General features: G+C 37.3%; 16 protein-coding genes. 3 read left to right on the top strand and 13 right to left on the bottom strand.

The window, feature by feature from the left end; genetic code table 11:
• The first annotated feature begins 2 nt into the window (after window positions 1-2).
• Complete coding sequence (locus ACQ76T_RS22365; protein ID WP_431345413.1) at window positions 3-551, top strand: DUF4251 domain-containing protein; 549 nt, start codon at window positions 3-5, stop codon at window positions 549-551.
• Here the strand turns inward: ACQ76T_RS22365 and meaB are convergent.
• Window positions 548-1,540: a methylmalonyl Co-A mutase-associated GTPase MeaB gene (meaB, locus tag ACQ76T_RS22360; RefSeq protein ID WP_431345412.1), complete on the bottom strand. Its 993-nt coding sequence runs from the start codon at window positions 1,538-1,540 to the stop codon at window positions 548-550. The two genes, ACQ76T_RS22365 and meaB, sit on opposite strands and share 4 nt — an antisense overlap.
• Window positions 1,541-1,736: 196 nt before the next feature.
• On the opposite strand from meaB, the gene ACQ76T_RS22355 reads away from it, so the two are divergent.
• Complete coding sequence (locus ACQ76T_RS22355) at window positions 1,737-2,030, top strand: c-type cytochrome (RefSeq protein WP_431345411.1); 294 nt, start codon at window positions 1,737-1,739, stop codon at window positions 2,028-2,030.
• A 25-nt stretch (window positions 2,031-2,055) separates the two neighbouring features.
• On the top strand, window positions 2,056-2,343 hold the full coding sequence (locus tag ACQ76T_RS22350) for a c-type cytochrome (RefSeq protein WP_431345410.1): 288 nt from the start codon (window positions 2,056-2,058) through the stop codon (window positions 2,341-2,343).
• Window positions 2,344-2,392: 49 nt separating this feature from the next.
• Here the strand turns inward: ACQ76T_RS22350 and ACQ76T_RS22345 are convergent, their stop codons facing one another.
• From ACQ76T_RS22345 to prfA, 12 genes are all read right to left on the bottom strand, one after another.
• On the bottom strand, window positions 2,393-2,899 hold the full coding sequence (locus ACQ76T_RS22345; protein WP_431345409.1) for a hypothetical protein: 507 nt from the start codon (window positions 2,897-2,899) through the stop codon (window positions 2,393-2,395).
• Complete coding sequence (gene prfH / locus ACQ76T_RS22340; protein WP_431345408.1) at window positions 2,886-3,584, bottom strand: peptide chain release factor H; 699 nt, start codon at window positions 3,582-3,584, stop codon at window positions 2,886-2,888. The genes ACQ76T_RS22345 and prfH overlap by 14 nt, the downstream gene beginning before the upstream one ends.
• 1 nt (window position 3,585) lies before the next feature.
• Window positions 3,586-4,131: a hypothetical protein gene (locus ACQ76T_RS22335; RefSeq protein WP_431345407.1), complete on the bottom strand. Its 546-nt coding sequence runs from the start codon at window positions 4,129-4,131 to the stop codon at window positions 3,586-3,588.
• A gap of 170 nt (window positions 4,132-4,301) precedes the next feature.
• Window positions 4,302-5,693: an RtcB family protein gene (locus ACQ76T_RS22330; RefSeq protein ID WP_431345406.1), complete on the bottom strand. Its 1,392-nt coding sequence runs from the start codon at window positions 5,691-5,693 to the stop codon at window positions 4,302-4,304.
• 27 nt (window positions 5,694-5,720) lie between these two features.
• Window positions 5,721-6,461, bottom strand: coding sequence for a hypothetical protein (locus ACQ76T_RS22325; RefSeq protein WP_431345405.1), 741 nt, complete (start codon window positions 6,459-6,461; stop codon window positions 5,721-5,723).
• A 408-nt stretch (window positions 6,462-6,869) separates the two neighbouring features.
• Window positions 6,870-7,487, bottom strand: coding sequence for a M28 family peptidase (locus ACQ76T_RS22320; RefSeq protein ID WP_431345404.1), 618 nt, complete (start codon window positions 7,485-7,487; stop codon window positions 6,870-6,872).
• Window positions 7,453-7,848, bottom strand: coding sequence for a hypothetical protein (locus ACQ76T_RS22315; protein WP_431345403.1), 396 nt, complete (start codon window positions 7,846-7,848; stop codon window positions 7,453-7,455). Before ACQ76T_RS22315 ends, ACQ76T_RS22320 begins: the two co-directional genes overlap by 35 nt.
• Window positions 7,849-7,892: 44 nt before the next feature.
• Window positions 7,893-10,013, bottom strand: coding sequence for a methylmalonyl-CoA mutase (scpA, locus tag ACQ76T_RS22310; RefSeq protein ID WP_431345402.1), 2,121 nt, complete (start codon window positions 10,011-10,013; stop codon window positions 7,893-7,895).
• A gap of 139 nt (window positions 10,014-10,152) precedes the next feature.
• Entirely contained in the window at window positions 10,153-13,251 is a 3,099-nt protein-coding gene (locus ACQ76T_RS22305; RefSeq protein ID WP_431345401.1) for a reprolysin-like metallopeptidase, read from the bottom strand.
• Window positions 13,252-13,388: 137 nt separating this feature from the next.
• Complete coding sequence (locus ACQ76T_RS22300) at window positions 13,389-15,491, bottom strand: prolyl oligopeptidase family serine peptidase (RefSeq protein WP_431345400.1); 2,103 nt, start codon at window positions 15,489-15,491, stop codon at window positions 13,389-13,391.
• A gap of 88 nt (window positions 15,492-15,579) precedes the next feature.
• Window positions 15,580-16,251 (bottom strand): hypothetical protein, encoded by a 672-nt coding sequence (locus ACQ76T_RS22295; RefSeq protein ID WP_431345399.1) that lies wholly within the window; start codon window positions 16,249-16,251, stop codon window positions 15,580-15,582.
• 80 nt (window positions 16,252-16,331) lie between these two features.
• Window positions 16,332-17,417 (bottom strand): peptide chain release factor 1, encoded by a 1,086-nt coding sequence (prfA, locus tag ACQ76T_RS22290; RefSeq protein ID WP_422695101.1) that lies wholly within the window; start codon window positions 17,415-17,417, stop codon window positions 16,332-16,334.
• Between the last annotated feature and the right edge of the window lie 58 nt (window positions 17,418-17,475).

Below are 17,475 nucleotides of genomic sequence, written 5' to 3'. Positions count from 1 at the left end.
TTATGAAAAAGTATATTCCCATTCTGATGTTTTTTGGATTCCTGTTCTTTTTTCAGAGCTGTGCCTCTCAGAGCTCAGCAGATCCAAAGATAGTGAACGCGTTAATAGATTCTCAGGAGTTTACCTTCCATGCGGAAAGAGCCAACCCGACCAACTATGACGTGATCAATGTATTGGGCTCTATGCCCAACGCTACCTCTACAAGGATGCTGAATCTGGACGGAAGCTATACGATTGATGTAAGCAAGAATAATCTGGATGTAGCTTTGCCTTATTTCGGAAGATTGTTCAATGCAACGTATGGAAACACATCTAACAACAGCTACAGATTTACTTCAAAAGATTTTACCATCAATAAGTCTCAAAATAAAAAAGGAAAATGGACCTTAAAAATTAAGCCTAATGATGTGAGAAATGTAGATGAAATTAATATTGAAATCTTTAAAAACGGTAAAGCTCTTGTTTCTATGAGAAGCAATGACAGGCAACCGATTAGCTATGATGGATATATTTCAAAAAGTGAGGTAAAACAGGACAAAGAAAAACCTTAACCTCCATTTTTATCAGATAAAAATTTTTCAACAAATAATTTTGCTTCAGTACTGGGATTAGAAACCATTTCTGAGGCATTTTTTTTGTGCATAAAGTAAGCTTCCTCTACCTCATTATTTCTTTTCATTAAAGAGAGAATATATTCCTGCACCCAGTATTCAAAACGTTTCTCTGCCTGCTGAATGCGGACTTCTTCAAAACGGCCTATTTTCTTTTTAAGATCAATAAATTCTGAAATTTTATCATAAATATCTTTCAACCCTTCATTTTGTAAGGCTGATCCCAATAAAACGGGTATTTTCCACTCTTTTTCTTTGGGAGGAATAAAATCCAAAGCTCTTTTTAGTTCCAGTCTTGTATTTTTTGCTTTCTGGAGGTTGTCCTGATCAACTTTATTGATAAAAATAAGATCTACCATTTCCATTATGCCTCTTTTTATCCCTTGGAGTTCATCACCACCTCCTATGATTTTAAGAAACAGGAAAACATCCGTAATATCGGCTACTAGGACCTCCGACTGCCCTACTCCTACTGTCTCAATAAGAATATAGTCGTATCCTGCAGCTTCACAGATCATCATTGTTTCAAAGGTCGTATTGGCCACTCCTCCTAAAAACCCTGAGCTGGGAGAAGGGCGAATGAAAGCGTTTTCCTCTTTTGCAAGTTCCTCCATTCTGGTTTTATCTCCTAGAATACTTCCTTTATTGATGGAAGAGCTGGGATCAATGGCGAGTACAGCTACTTTTTTACCTTCTTTAATGGCCAGCCTCCCGAAACTTTCTATAAAAGTAGATTTTCCGGCTCCGGGAACTCCTGTCACTCCTACCCTTACAGAATTTCCGGTAAGAGGCATTATTTTTTTGAGAAGTTCTTCTGCCTGTATTCTATGTTCTGCTTTTTTACTTTCAACCAATGTAATGGCTTTTGCAATCAGACGTTTATTTCCTGATTGTATTCCTTCTATTAGCTCTTCTGTAGAAAATTTCATTGATTCAAAAGTAATAATTAAAATGGGAATGATCAATAGCCAAAATTCAATGAGCGGATAAAATATTTAGATGGGTAATTGTCATTTTGTTACAAGCTGCAATTTTAATTTTATTTCTTCTAAATTAAAACTACAACCGCCTGTATCAAGGGCCTTGGGAATTTATTACATTTGTTATATAGCAAAAATAAGAAACATGAAAAAACTCTTCGCTGCGGCATCATTTACAGCCATTCTGTTGGTATCCTGTACACCGAAGGCAAGCACGTCTTCTACAACTCCAGGGACTACAACATCTACTGCAGAGCAAATTGCTCAGGGAAAAACAATTTTTGAAAATTCTTGCGGAAGATGCCATAAATTACCGGATCCAACCTCTCACAATCCTGTACAATGGGTAGGAATTATGAATTCTATGGCTCCAAAAGCGAAACTAACAGATGAGCAGCATCAGTGGGTTTACGACTACATTGTTTCTGCAAAGAAATAATCATCAACAAAACAAAAATATGGGTATGAAAAAATTAATCTTAAGCGGTCTTGCAGCATCTGCCTTTCTGGTATCCTGCGGGCCTAAAAGTACGGCAGTAACAGGGCCAAAGTATACCTCATCCGAGCAACTGGCCCAGGGAAAAACGATCTTTGAAAATTCCTGTGCAAAATGCCACAAATTACCGGAGCCTACCAAGCATGACAACCAGGGATGGATCAACACTTTAAGCAGAATGGCTCCTAAAGCTAAGCTTAATGATGACCAGCATCAAATGGTTTATGATTACCTGATCTCTGTGAACAAAAAATAAGCTTTCTAACGAAAGCTTATTTCTTTTAATTCCCAAAAGTTAAGACAGATTATTCAGTCTTTTTTACGGTTCTTGTTCTGGTTGTTTTTGCTTTAACTAGTTTTTCTCTGTCTTCAATGACATCAAGTGCCGTACGGTTGTAAGCAAATTTTTTGGCTTCTTTAAGGGTTGCCAAAGCCTGCTTGTATTCAAATTTTCTTTCTTGCAGAAGAGACAGGCAGTTCAGGATTTCCGACTTATCAATTCCTTTGAGTTCTAGGGCAAACTCAATTAATTTTTCTGCTTCTTTATAATCTTCGTTACTCAAAAGACACTCAATATAATATTTGGGGGTATTGACATTTCCGATATTGCTCTGCATGGCTTCATCGAAATATTTTTTTGCGGTTTCATAATCCTTTAATTCCTCTGAATATACTCTTCCCATGAGACAAAGGCTGTCTGCATCTTCGGGTTCATAGGACAAGGCATAGTTGAGCGCATCCATACATTCGGAAAGGTTGAATGGGAAATAGTCCAGCGCTTCAAAATAGTATTTACTTTTAGTTAAGGTCATTTTCGTAGTTTTTTAATTCATTTTTCAGGACGTTTCTTTGCTTTTTGAAAGACTTGTCAACATAATTCTTTTTAAAATCTGTTCCGGAAAATGTTCGGACAGGATTTCCCCGCTGCACCCGCAAATGGTGATTCCAGGTTTCCTTCATCTTCTCTTCCAATGCTTGAATATAACCTGCCATTACCTTTTCTTTTAATCTGATAATAGACAGTCTCTTATTCTCCAATTGTGAACGTGAATCCTGCACAAAGACAGATTCTTTACTCGGAATATGAGTCGCACGGACGGCAGTATTCACTTTATTAACGTTCTGTCCGCCACTTCCCTGACTTCTGACTGCCTGAAATTGTATGTCTTTTTCGTTGAATTCAATTTTCTTAATATGTTCAAGTTCAAAGACTCCAATAAACCAGTTGCTCCTTTTATGAAGTTTTCTGAATGTGCTTTTGCCTATCCAGCAAATACTTCCCAGCCAGCTTTTTAAGAAATCTGGAACTTCTTTTCCTTTTAAAAGCAGGGTTACTGATTTTAACGTTAGATTTTCATCACCATTTTCACGGTGGATGATTTCGTATTCTATATTATTGTGTTTCGCTTCTTCAAGAAAGGTCTTCAGCACTTTGGCTGTAACCCATTGGCATTCTAGAGGCCCTCTTCCTGAAGTGATCTGTATTAATTTTTCCATGTTATTTGGGGATTTTGTTTAATAAGGGATTTCCTACCGGATCTATTCCCTTCTGTAATAATTCTGTTGCAGCCATTACTGCCCAGCACTTGTCGCTGGAGTGAATATTTCTGTAGAATGAAAGTAAAACATCGGGTTTTACAACGGTAAACCCGTTTGCTTCGATGGTTTCGAGATCATTTTTCTCAAAAAAATCGATTGTGATTCTGTGAAATTTACCATTTTCCAATTCTACTGTTTTTTCATATCTGCGAAAGTTCTCCTGACTCGGCAGATGATCGTAGCGCGTCCAGACTTTCTGAAAGCCTTCTTCCTGCAAGATCATCACGACCGCAGCTACATTTTCTTTTTTTACAAAAACATCAATATCTTTATGATCATGAGCGTGCTTATATTCAGCATGTCCTTTCTCAGACATAAAATGCCACGCCCAACCTCCTGATATGATGACGTTATCTTTTAATTGATTTAAAATTTCAAGTCCTAGCCTGATTCTGAATTCCGGCCAGACTTCTCCGTATCTTTTTATATTATGTGGTGCTCCCATTTTTTGATAATTTAATTGATAATTAATGATTTATAATTAACACCTTTAATTATTTTTATTTTTGACTTTGGTAAGCGTTACAGGTTTTTGAAACCTATAAGGCTGGGTACCTAGAATTTTATATTCTATCAAAATAAAGTTTTGGCTTTCAATTACAAACCATCAATAATTTATCGGTCCATTCTTACGATTCTCGGTTGAAATGTTCCCAGAATATCTACCAATTCGCTCTGTGCATTCATCACTTCATTAATGTCTTTATAGGCCATAGGTGCTTCTTCTGCATTCCCGCCCATGAGCGTGACATTTTTCAATTTCAATTCTTTTTTGATATCATGCTGAGTAAAAAGGCTTCTGCATTCTCCTCTTGAATGCGCTCTTCCTGCGCCATGTGAAGCGGAGTTCAATGAATCCGGATTTCCTTTACCACGAACGATAAATCCTTTTGCCGTCATAGATCCCGGGATCATTCCCAATTCATTTTCATTGGCAGGAGTAGCTCCTTTTCGGTGAACAATCACTTCTTTGCCGTTATGAATTTCTTTCCAGGCAAAATTGTGATGGTTTTCTATTCTGGCTTTTACTCTTCCACCAACTGCTTTTACCAGTCTTCTGTGAATATCATCATGACAGGCTGAAGCATAATCTCCTGCGAGATTCATTGCGGTCCAATATTCCAGACCGAGATGGGTATTCAGATCCAGCCACGCGAAATTTTGCGCTTCTTTAGGCAACGGACATTGTTCGGTAGCCATTCTCGAATAGTATTGGGCAATTTCAGCTCCTAACCCTCTTGAACCACTGTGTGAAAGAATACCCAGATATTTTCCTTTTGGCAGGCCAATTTGTTCATCTTCTTCGGTGATTTCTACTTCTCCGAATTCAACAAAGTGATTTCCTCCGCCTGAGGATCCCATCTGTTTGATGGCTTTTCCCTTCAATCTTCTTAAGATCGGGATCATATCGAATGTATCTCTCTCGAAAATCTCATGATCTATGTGAGATTTTTGCGTTTCATACATTCCGAATTTTGTATGTTCTGCAAGCGCTTTTTCGTATTTATCTCTTGCTCCTTCAAGATATGAAATGGGTGTATCCAAAATACTGAGGCTCATTCTGCAGCCGATATCCATTCCTACTCCATAAGGAATTACTGCATTTTCTACAGCGAGTACTCCTCCTATGGGAAGTCCATAACCGCTGTGTGCGTCTGGCATTAATGCTCCCTGTGTAGAAATCGGAAGTTTCAAAGCTGTATACAGTTGATTTTTAGCTTCCTCTGAAATATTATTTCCAAAAATCTGAAATGAGGCACGCTGTGAATTCAGCATTCTCTTTTCTGTTTTCTTAGAGGAGAGTAAAGCTTCAGCAATCTGACCGAAAGTCAGGTCTTGTTCAAAATTCTCCGGATTCAGCAGAATTTCTTTCAAAAGAGATTTTACGTGATGTATATTTTTGGTTGCAAAATTTCTTTTCATGACTTCCAATGCTACATTGATACTTTGATTGTTTGGATAGCCTAATTTTAATATATCTTTTCCTTTTAGTTTTAAATTTCCCATTGTTTTTGTTTTAAATAACATTTGGACTTATTCGTCCTGTAAGCTTTCTGCAATTTCTGTTGCAGACATTGTGCAGGTTGCATACTTCATGCTTTTGATAAGATCATTATCTTCTCTTTTGGTTTTCCATGTATAGGATTTACCATAAATAGTTTTATGAATAATCCCTTTCACTTTGTGTTGCCCTAAATAAGCCTCAAGCTCTGCATTTTCCTTTTCCAATTCAAAATCTACAGGTTTATAATGAGTAATCATATTGGATCTTATTCTTAAGATAAACCTCCATGGTTCAATAAACTTGTAGTAAGTCTCCTCCCTCTTTCTGATAGGGCAGTATTCTTCTTCTCTCAAAAAGTACTGCCTTTCTCTGGCTGTAAGTACAAATTTTGGATCGGTCCAGGAAGTGAAAGAAATACGTTTAAGCTTCTGCTCTTTTTCTACATACATTCTTCTTCCCAATTTTCTTTTTTTCTTTTTCAGAAACTGTCGGCTTTCAGAATACATGTACGTATTGATCTTCGTTAAAATCTCATTGAAGAATTCTCCGTCTTTTGATCTCATTACATCTTCCCACACTACAAAGAATCTTACAAATCCTCTTTGGTAAGGGTTTTCTAAAGGAATCCACGGAATATTTCTTTTTATCTGCTTCAACTCTTCATTACGACGATACTTTTTTCTTATCTGCTTTATTACATCTTTTTTTATAGTTCTTTTTCTGCTTCTCACGCTTCTAAGGCGGAAAGGCAAAAGGTTATTATTTTCCATATAAGGCACAAGACATCAGGTACAAAATCCAGGATTATGGATTTGTTCTGCATCTTATTTCAACTAAGTTACTAGTTGAATGGTTTGACATTGGACAGCATGAGCCTGAGGATGCAACCTCATCTCTATCGTCCTTAAAAGACACTAAAAAAGATTTCGGGGGAAACTAAATTCGAGTTTTGAAATATTGCGCAATAAAAAACCCGAAATCTCTACGACTTCGGGTTTTGATATTGTATTGTACTATTATTCTAAGAATGTACCAAACCGCGAAGCCTTACCAACATAAGTGGTAATCCAACTGTAGAATTCTGATTGCTTCTGAACATTGCTTCGTTGTTTTTAAATGGTTAAACTTGATTTTCAGATGCAAATATATAAAATTTTCTGATAATCAAAATATTTTTTTCACTTAAGGTGAATAATGCTGAGGAAAATAGCGTCAATAACTTTTGTCATTCTAGCTATATCGAGGGTTTCTAGAGTGTCTGTTACTTCGTGATAATTTTTGTTTCTAAAGAATGAAGTATCGGTAATCATGAGTGCGGGGATGTCAAATTTCCAGTAGTTCAAATGATCGGAGTAATCTACACCACCTACAAACTTTGGAGCTGCAAATGTTTCTGTTTTTATCTGCTTTGAATTTTTAAAATGATCAATAAAATCATTAACGAAAGGTCCTGCTCCACTGAATTTTTTAACCAAGGTAATGAAATCACCTCTGTCACCATAGATCCATGAGAGAATTCCTGCAGGAAAATGCTGTGACTCATTTTCATCTTGGAAATACCCAATCATTTCAACACTTGCCATTCCATAGACATTGATATTTTGGTCTTTTAAATATTTTGCATGAATGTAGCTTCCCATATTTTCAGTTCTGAAATAAGGAGGCTCTTCTAAGGTATAAGCTACCAGATCTATTCTGTAGTTGAGCTTTTGTTCTTTCAACATCCTGGAAAGCTCTAAAATAGCGGTAACTCCCGTCGCGTTATCGTCTGCCCTGCTGATCTCCACAAACGTCATAATGGGCTCCTATGATTATTCTTTTGCTATTTTCTGTCCCGAATGAACAGATTACATTTTTGTATACTTTTCCATCCACAGTGTATTCCTGAAACCTTGTACTATCACTGTATGTTTTAAAAGTCTCATGAATATAATCTGCAACAGCATTGAGCTGATCTATATTTTTATGATTTCGAAACCGGGGTGTTTTTGTAAGGGCTGTTAAATGTTTTTTTACTTTTTCTATATCAGCAGTGACTTTGGAAGACTGTATATTTTGTTCTTTTTTATTTAAACCCCATACAAGAACAATGATAAAAAATAAGCCTGCCAAAGAAATTATCTTCCTGGTAGGCTTTATATTATTTTTAAAATTCATAGGTTGTGCTTTATTCTCTGGATTGAAATTAAAGCTTTTTAGTTTTATTTTCCTAAAAATCTTTCCAGAATTTCTACTGCACACTTAGGAAGGTTGGTACCGGGGCCGAAAATAAAGTCTGCTCCATTCGCGTAGAGGAATTCATAATCCTGCTGTGGAATAACACCTCCTACAACGATCGTAATATCATCTGCACCGAGTTTTTTCAATTCTTCCACGACTTGGGGAACCAGCGTTTTATGTCCTGCAGCCAGGGAAGATACTCCTAAGATATGGATATCGTTTTCAATAGCCTGTTTGGCTACTTCTTCCGGAGTTTGAAACAAAGGAGCAACATCTACGTCAAATCCCATATCTGCAAAAGCAGTAGCGACTACTTTTGCGCCTCTGTCGTGCCCATCCTGACCCATTTTAGCCACCATTATCCTTGGGCGGCGTCCTTCTTCCTCTTCAAACTTTTGAGTGAGATTAAGGGCTTTTTCAAAGTATTCATTTTTACCTGCGTTCATTGCGTATACTCCAGAGATTGTTTTGATGTTTGCTTTATATCTTCCAAAGGTTTCTTCCATAGCATCGCTCATTTCACCAAGAGTCACTCTTCTTCTTGCGGCTTCGATGCACAGTGCCAGAAGATTTCCTTTTCCTGTTTTTGCACTTTCACGGATTTCGTTTAGAATTTGTACTACGCTTTCAGAATTTCTTTCTGCTTTTATTGTATTCAGTCTTTCGATCTGTTTTCTGCGAACTTCTGTATTATCAATATCAAGGATTTCTATTGCTTCCTGTTTTAAAGAAGATTTGAAAGAATTTACCCCAATAATGAATTCTTCTCCACTATCGATCTTTGCCTGCTTTTTTGCGGCGGCTTCTTCAATTCTCATCTTTGGAATTCCTGCTTCGATCGCTTTTGTCATTCCTCCTTCTTGCTCTACCTCATCAATATACCTCATCGCTTCTTCAATCATCTGCTGAGTAAGGCTTTCTACAAGATTACTTCCTCCCATTGGATCTACCACATCGCAGATTCCGCTTTCCTGCTGAAGAATGATCTGCGTATTTCTTGCAATTTTTGCAGAATAGTCTGTTGGAAGGGCAATGGCTTCATCCAAAGCGTTGGTATGCAACGACTGTGTTCCTCCTAATGCGGAAGATAATGCTTCGATCGCTGTTCTTGTGATATTATTAAAAGGTTCCTGTTCTGTCAAAGACCATCCTGAAGTTTGTGAATGGGTTCTTAAGGCAAGGGATTTTGGATTTTGCGGATTAAACTGTTTTAAAAGGTTAGCCCAGATGTATCTTGCAGCACGCATTTTAGCGATTTCCATGAAATGATTCATTCCGATTGCCCAGAAGAATGATAATCTTGGAGCAAAATCGTCAACGTTCATTCCTGCTTTAATTCCTGTTCTTACATATTCAAGACCGTCTGCTAATGTATAGGCCATTTCCAGTACGGGGGTGGCTCCAGCTTCCTGCATATGGTATCCTGAGATAGAAATAGAGTTGAACTTCGGAATATTCTGTGATGTGTATTCGAAAATATCGGCAATAATCTTCATGGATGGGGCTGGTGGATAAATGTACGTATTTCTTACCATAAATTCCTTCAGAATATCATTTTGAATGGTCCCTGAAAGAAGTTCCTGCTTTACTCCCTGCTCTTCAGCAGCAACGATATAAAAAGACAAAATAGGAAGTACGGCTCCATTCATCGTCATAGAAACTGAGATCTGATCTAAAGGAATCTCGTTGAAAAGAATCTTCATATCTTCTACAGAATCGATGGCTACTCCGGCTTTTCCTACGTCTCCTACAACTCTTCCGTGGTCTGAGTCATATCCTCTGTGGGTAGCGAGGTCAAATGCGACGGAAAGTCCTTTTTGCCCTGCAGCAAGGTTTCTTCTGTAAAAGGCATTGGATTCTTCTGCTGTAGAGAAACCGGCATACTGGCGGATCGTCCATGGTTTTTGTACATACATCGTAGAATACGGTCCTCTTAGATAAGGTTCAATTCCTGGAGAAGTCTGTGTTAAAGATTCGTCTTTTACATCTTTTTTTTCATAGGATGATTTGAGTTCAAGTCCGTCTTTCTCAAAGTTATAGATTTCTCTCTCTTGAGGTAACACTTTAAAATCCGGGGTTTTCACAGAAATTGTTTTTCGCATTCCAATTATTTTTGTCCCCGTAAAGTTAATTTTTTTGAACGAAACACAAAATATCTGTTAACATTCAGTTTTTCTGATATTTATTAAAGGAAAAAGGCCGGGCAAATGCCCGGCCTTCTCTTATTTATATAAGGGTTACTTATTTTTTGATAAGCTTTGTATTGTAAGTGTCTTTCTCGTCTTTGATTGTCACTACATACATTCCTTTGATTAAAGAAGCAACGTTAATTCTTCCATCAATTTTACCTTCCTGAACTAATCTTCCGTCAGCAGTATAGATTTTGTAATCTGCTTTACCTTTAAGGTTTCTTACTTCTACGAAAGTGTCCGCAGGGTTAGGATAGATAGATACTTCTGATGCTTTTGGATTTTTTACTTCACCTACTCCTAATGTTTCTGAAATCTTCACATTAAAGTCTCTGAATCCCCCTCCTGAAACAATACTACCTCCTCCTGCAGGAACGGAAGGATATCCACATGGTCCTGATGCTGCATTAAAGAATGTCGTTGCCACTCTCATTCTAAGAGTTTTATCTCCTGCATAAGCAGTGGTTGGCACTGTAAATGTAAATGAGCCATCATGATATTTGTATCCAGTAGCTCCTGGATCATTAACTGGATCATTAACCGGAACTGCACTATGAGAACCTACTTTTTCTGAAGCTTCAAAAATACCATTTCTATTAAAATCGATCCATACTTCAAGCCAGTCATTATAATTACTAGGGTTACCTAAAGTTCTAAATGTACCAGTATATTGAGTTCCTTTTGTTAAATTAACTGTTTTAGTAGGATCTGCACTAAAATCTAAATAAGTTCTTGCTACTCCAGCTACAGTAGTTTCCGAATAGTTTAAGCCTCCTACGTTTAATCCAATTAGTCCACTATAAAACCCACCATTCATATTATTTCCTCCCGTAGTCATTAGACAGTAATCATATCCGGTTCTTAACCCTTTTGTTTTAAAGGCATACATTGCAGAAAATGCACCTGGTATACTGTTTACGACAGCGGCAATTTGTGTTTCATAGGTTGTTTCGTCTTCAAGACCTGAGAGTGATACAGAATTTATAGAGCTTGTTGTATTCTGCCAGTTCGTCTCCCCTGCTTTTCTGTAGTTAATCGAATAAGTAGCACCCGGTACGCCATTCCAAGATATTCTCGCGGAAGTTCTGAATATCTCAGTATCCTGAACAAAAACTCCAAGAGGTGCTGCTGTAGAAGATGTTGGTGCTGCTCCAACAGTCACTTGAGGAGATACTGCAAAGAATATATTACCCACTGCAGATATTCTCAATTTTATACTTCCAGTTAATCCGGATGGCATCTGTACAGTATAGCTTCCAGTATTGGGAGTAGAAGCAACAAGTTCTGTCCATGATGATCCATTGACAAGATCGGTAGTATACTCAATCTTTACATTAGATACATTATAAGGTGCTGCATTTGTATTGGCAACATCCCATGATATAGTATTGGAAGCATTATTGTAAAGTAAGGTAGAAATTGTAATACCATTAAATTTAAATGGTCCATCATTCCCTACCGTAACTGTTGTTTCTAGAGATGAAAGCATTGGTCTTTGAGCATTTGCGTCTCTTGCCGTGACTGCATAATTAAGAACTCTAGGAACGTATGATACCGTTTCCCAAGTTGCCTTATTGGTAAGCTTTCCAGCCATTACAAGAGGTAAACTAGGAAAATATCTTCTTCCACTTGCCGTCCCCGTAAATGATCTTGCGATAGAACCTTCTGTAATGAAACCCCAACCACTGTCTCCTGAAATAGAACCTTTACTAGTTACACTATCATATTGCTCCCAGGTATAGTTAATAGGATCACCTTGAGCATCTGTAGCTGAAGCCTCTAAATAATAAGCTGTTCCTTTAGGAATAGTGTATGGTGTAAGAGCAGCAATAACAGGAGCATTATTATTGGTAATGTTTTCTGCTACTCCACATGTTGTCTTAGCATCAAGATTATTCAGAATCTGATTAATGGAAGAATAATGGAAGTAAGCATTAGAATTAGCCTGAACATTATCCTGTGTAATTCCTGCATATCCCATGATGGTAGTACCCCCACCTGGCTCAATATTAACCCCTGATCCTTCTGAAGCATGTGAGAAGGTGTGGTTTCCTCCTAGCTGGTGTCCCATTTCATGAGCTACATAATCGATATCAAAAGCGTCTCCACTTGGTATTGCATTTCCAGGAGAGGTAAATCCTGAACCCTTAGCTTTAGATGAAGCCGAAGTTGGGTCTGTACAGATACAGCCGATACATCCTGCATTACCACCTCCACCTGAGGCTCCAAATAAGTGTCCGATATCGTAGTTAGCATTTGTTACCTGTGCTGTCAAAGCTTGTTGTAGTTGTAAATTCCATGCTCCAGCAGATCCAGCAGCAGCAGCAGAGTAAGGATCTGTAGCTGGGTTTGTGTAAATAATATTAGGGAAATTCTGGATAAGTAATTTTATTCCGAAATCTTTTTCAAAGACACCATTTACACGGCTCATTGTATTGTTAATAGCCACAAGTGCAGGAACTCTTTTTTCATCATCAGTAGCAGTAGCAGGTACACCAGCCTGAGTCATGAAATATTGTGTATATTCTCCTGTGACTGATAGTGCTAATCTATAGGTTCTGTATTTTGTACTTGCAGGTCTATTCGTAATGCCTACACTAGAAAGATTTTTTTTTCCGTAACTTTCTAGTGATTTTATATCAATACCTTTTTCATCTGTAGAACACTCAAACCCATGCAATCCTTCTGTTCTATTAGTTTTATAGAAAACTCCGTAAGTTTGCTTATCTGTTGTAATTGGCTCTATAAACTGAAATACACCGTCTTTAATAATCATAGACTGCATTTCTGTTGGAGAGGTACTGAATCTTAAATATTTTGAAGGATCATCTACTCCTACCCCTACATAAGAACCTAGTTGATATTTATCCGCCAAAGATTTTTCCATTACAGGATCACTGTATACGGCAAATCTTTCAATTTTCCCTTCTGCTGTAGGTAAAGAAACGGTAACAGCCTGAGCTCCTTTTCCTGTTTCTACAGCATTTTTTAAAATATTTCTAAGAGATTGTAAATCTACTCTGTAGGAGTACTGAACTTCTACTTCTTTTCTGATTTGAGACGTTTTTTGCGAGGCCGGCTCCCACCTTTGTGCATTAACACTGGACAACCCTGCCGCCAATGCACAAACTAGTAAAATTCTTTTTTTCATAATTACCTAATTGAGTGAAAAAATAGTAAAATTTAAATATCCGAGCTAAAATTAATAATTATATTTAAATAAGCAACACAAAAAAGCGACTAATTCTAACAAATCAGTCGCTAAGGTTATATTTTAATATTTTTATATTATTTCTTAATTCCCATTTCATACAATGCAAATGATATAAGATCTGCATTTTCACTAATTACCTGATCGGTTGCTCTTCCTGCTCCATGTCCTGCATTTTTTTCAATTCTTAATAAAATAGGATTTTTACAAGACTGTTTTTCCTGAAGTTCTGCTCCAAATTTGAATGAATGGGCAGGAACTACTCTGTCATCATGATCACTTGTAATGATCATTGTAGATGGATAGCATGTTTTTGCCTTCACATTATGTACAGGAGAGTAAGACTTAAGGTATTCGAACATTTCTTTGCTGTCTTCTGCTGTTCCGTAGTCATATGACCAGCCGGCGCCTGCAGTAAACTTGTTGTATCTTAGCATATCTAATACTCCAACTCCAGGGAACGCTACCCTTGCCAGATCAGGGCGAATCGTCATTGTTGCACCTACTAAAAGTCCTCCGTTTGATCTTCCGGACAGCGCCATATATTCTTTAGAAGTATATCCTTTTTTCTGCAAGTATTCTCCTGCAGCGATAAAGTCTTCGAATACGTTTCTTTTCTGCATTTTTGTTCCTGCATCGTGCCATTTTTTACCATATTCACCTCCACCACGGATGTTTGGAACAGCATAGATTCCTCCATTTTCCATCCAAATAGCGTTCACTACAGAGAACGAAGGCTGTAAACTGATGTTAAACCCTCCGTAAGAATATAAAATGGTAGGATTTTTTCCGTCAAGTTTAGTTCCTTTTTTATAGTTGATCATCATAGGAACTTTTGTACCGTCTTTTGAAGTATAGAATACCTGCTCTGACACATAATCGTCCGGATTGAATTTCACTTTAGGTTTCTGGTACACTTCTGATTTTCCGGAATCTACATTAAATTTGTAGGTGGTTCCCGGCGTGATATAGTTGCTGAAAGAGTAATAAACATCTTTCTCTTTTTCTTTTCCTCCAAAACCGGAAATATTTCCTTTTCCAGGAAGAGAAATTTCTCTTACCAATTTACCGGTTTTATCAAATTGCTTTACCTGATCAATAGCATCAATCATATAAGTTGCAAAGAAGTAACCACCTCCTGAAGATATTCCCAACACATTTTTTGTTTCAGGAATAACGTCTTTCCAGGTATCAGGAGACGGATTGCTAATGGTTGTTTTCACAAGACGCATATTCGGAGCTCCTTTATCTGTGAAAATGAAAAGGGTATCTCCTTCTGTGTCTACGATACCTGCATTCACATCAAAGCCTTTGGTAATCTGTACAAAGTCACCTCCATTCTTTAAATCTTTGATATACAATTCATTTCCATTCGTTGCATTTGCAGCAGAAATGATTAAAAATCTCTGATCTTCAGAAACTCCTGCACTCAGATATCTTCTTGGAGTTTTGTCTCCTCCAAAAATCAGTTTATCCTCCGACTGTTTTGTTCCCAGTTTGTGAAAATATACTTTATGCTTATCCGTCATTCCGGAAAGAACCGTTCCTTCTTTAGGTTTATCATAGCTTGAGTAATAAAATCCTTCATCTCCCTGCCAAGAAATTCCACTGAATTTCACATCTAAAATAGTCTCGTCGATCTGTTTTTTTGTGATGGCATCAATAATGATAATTTTATTCCAGTCACTTCCTCCTTCTGAGATGGAGTAAGCAGCCAGATTTCCTTTTTTGTTGAATGAAAGATTGGAAAGTGAAGTAGTTCCTTTTTCTGAAAACTTGTTCGGATCTAAAAATACTTCTGTAGCTTTTGTTGCATTATGGGTTCTGTATAAAACAGACTGCGCCTGTAAACCGTCATTCTTATAATAATAGGTATAATCTCCTTCTTTAAAAGGGGCAGAAATTTTTTCATAGTTCCAGATCTCTTTCAGCTGATCTTTAATTTTATCTCTGAACGGAATCTTCGAAAGATAATTCTGGCTGTATGCCACTTCTTCATCTACCCATTTTTTGGTGGCTTTAGAATCATTTTCAAGATCTCTGTAAGGATCTGAAACCGCACTTCCAAAATAAGTGTCTGTCTGACTTCCCTTTACGGCTTTAGGATAATTCATTTTTTGAGAATAAAAAGATGCTGAAAATAAAACTCCAGCAGTTAATAACATTGGTTTAAAATTCATAGTGAACGGTTTTCTCAAAAATACGTAAAGTATGTGAAATAAAAAAAATCCTGAAAAATCAGGATTTTGTATGTTTAATGATCGTTGTTTATGATCCGAAACTTTCAAAATAAAAATCGGTCAGGTTACTGACAATTTCATCAGGACTTCCGTTCCAATAGTAGATTTTGCCTCCTTCTTTCAGTTCGTAGAGTTTAAATTCCTGGTCTGTGGTGACTGTTTTATCTGCATTTTTAAAATCCTGGGCGGCCTGAGTCAGATATTTTTTAAGATCTTCAGGTTTTACTTTCTGAATATCTCCTTCCGGCCCCGATGTAAGCTTTGATGGTACTTTGAAATTAACGGTATAGCTTATTTCTGCAATTTTCTGCCCTTCAACATATTCGTTAGGAACTACTTTTACATTTTTAACGGTAAGTTTTCCTTTTTTAAAGTTGGCAAACATCGCGATGAAATATTCTTCTGCCTCTTTTTTGCATGCTGCAGCCGTGGTTTTAGGAAAAGCTGCCAGAAAATTTTCTACACTGCTATTGATCATTTCTTCCGAGGTTTCTTTAAAGTTTACCTGATAGGCATTCTGACCATCTACAGTGGGTTTCAGGTACTCATTAAGTTTATTGAGTGCCGTGTCTTCGTTATTCACAAAGGTTCCAAAGAACATTTCAAATGCTTCTGCCGGCTTCTTTACTTCTGTCTGAGCGGTAAGATACTGGCCCATCATCGTGAGTAAAAAGAGTAAAATTATTTTGTAGTTTTTCATTGTTTATATTTGATTTTCATTGTCTTAAAAAAAGAAAGACCCCTGAAAGAATCAGAGGTCTCTTAATATTTTTAAAAACTTTAGTAGTTTTCTTCTTCTCCTTTCATTTTTTCTGCATTTTCTGCCATGATAACGGCATCAATCATTTCAGAAATATCTCCATTCATGTAAGCATCCAGATTATACATAGATTTGTTGATTCTATGATCTGTTACTCTACCTTGCGGATAGTTGTACGTTTTGATCTTTGCAGAACGGTCTCCGGTAGATACCATAGATTTTCTTTGCGCTGCAATATCACCCTGTACTTTTTGAAGTTCGATATCGTAAAGCTTCGTTCTAAGCATTTCCATCGCCAACTCACGGTTTGCTAACTGTGAACGTGCCTGCTGACACACCACTACAAGTCCTGAAGGTTTATGGGTAAGCTGTACTTTGGTTTCAACCTTGTTTACGTTCTGACCTCCGGCTCCTCCTGAACGCGAAGTCTGCATTTCGATATCTGCAGGATTCAGTTCGAAGTCTACTTCTTCTGCTTCAGGTAAAACGGCAATAGTAATGGCAGATGTGTGAACTCTTCCCTGAGATTCTGTTTCTGGCACACGCTGTACACGGTGAACTCCTGATTCAAATTTCATGATTCCGTATACTCCTTCACCTTCTACTTTCATAATCAATTCTTTGTAGCCTTTTGCAGCTTCGTTAGAATCGGTTACTTCATGTCTCCAGCCTTTAGATTTGAAATACATGGTGTACATTCTGTAGATATCTTCTACGAAAATAGCCGCTTCGTCTCCTCCGGTTCCGGCACGTAATTCTACGATAACGTTTTTGTCATCTGCAGGATCTTTAGGGATCAGAAGTACTTTAAGCTCTTCTTCCAACCCAGGAATTCTGGATTGTGCTTCAAGCTTTTCTTCTTTAGCAAGATCTACCAAATCTCTGTCTGATCCATCTGCAATGATTTCGTCAGATTCTTCGATACTGTCTAAAGCGCCTTTGTACTGATCGTAAACTCTTACAATTTTTCCCAAATCACTATATTCTTTGTTCAAAGAAGAATATCTTTTTTGGTCTGAAATAACATCAGGCTGTATAATAAGGTCAGCAACCTCATTATATCTTTGTTTTATAGCTTCTAATTTTGGAATTAATGATTTAGACATTGTGGAATTTTTGTGGGTGCAAAGATAAGAATTATTAATTCAAAATTAAAATTACTAT

The sequence above is a fragment of the Chryseobacterium sp. JK1 genome, from assembly GCF_050632815.1.
Classification (GTDB): Bacteria; Bacteroidota; Bacteroidia; order Flavobacteriales; family Weeksellaceae; genus Chryseobacterium.
Note: the sequence above shows the minus strand (reverse complement) of the source record. Positions and strands in the feature narration are given on the sequence as shown.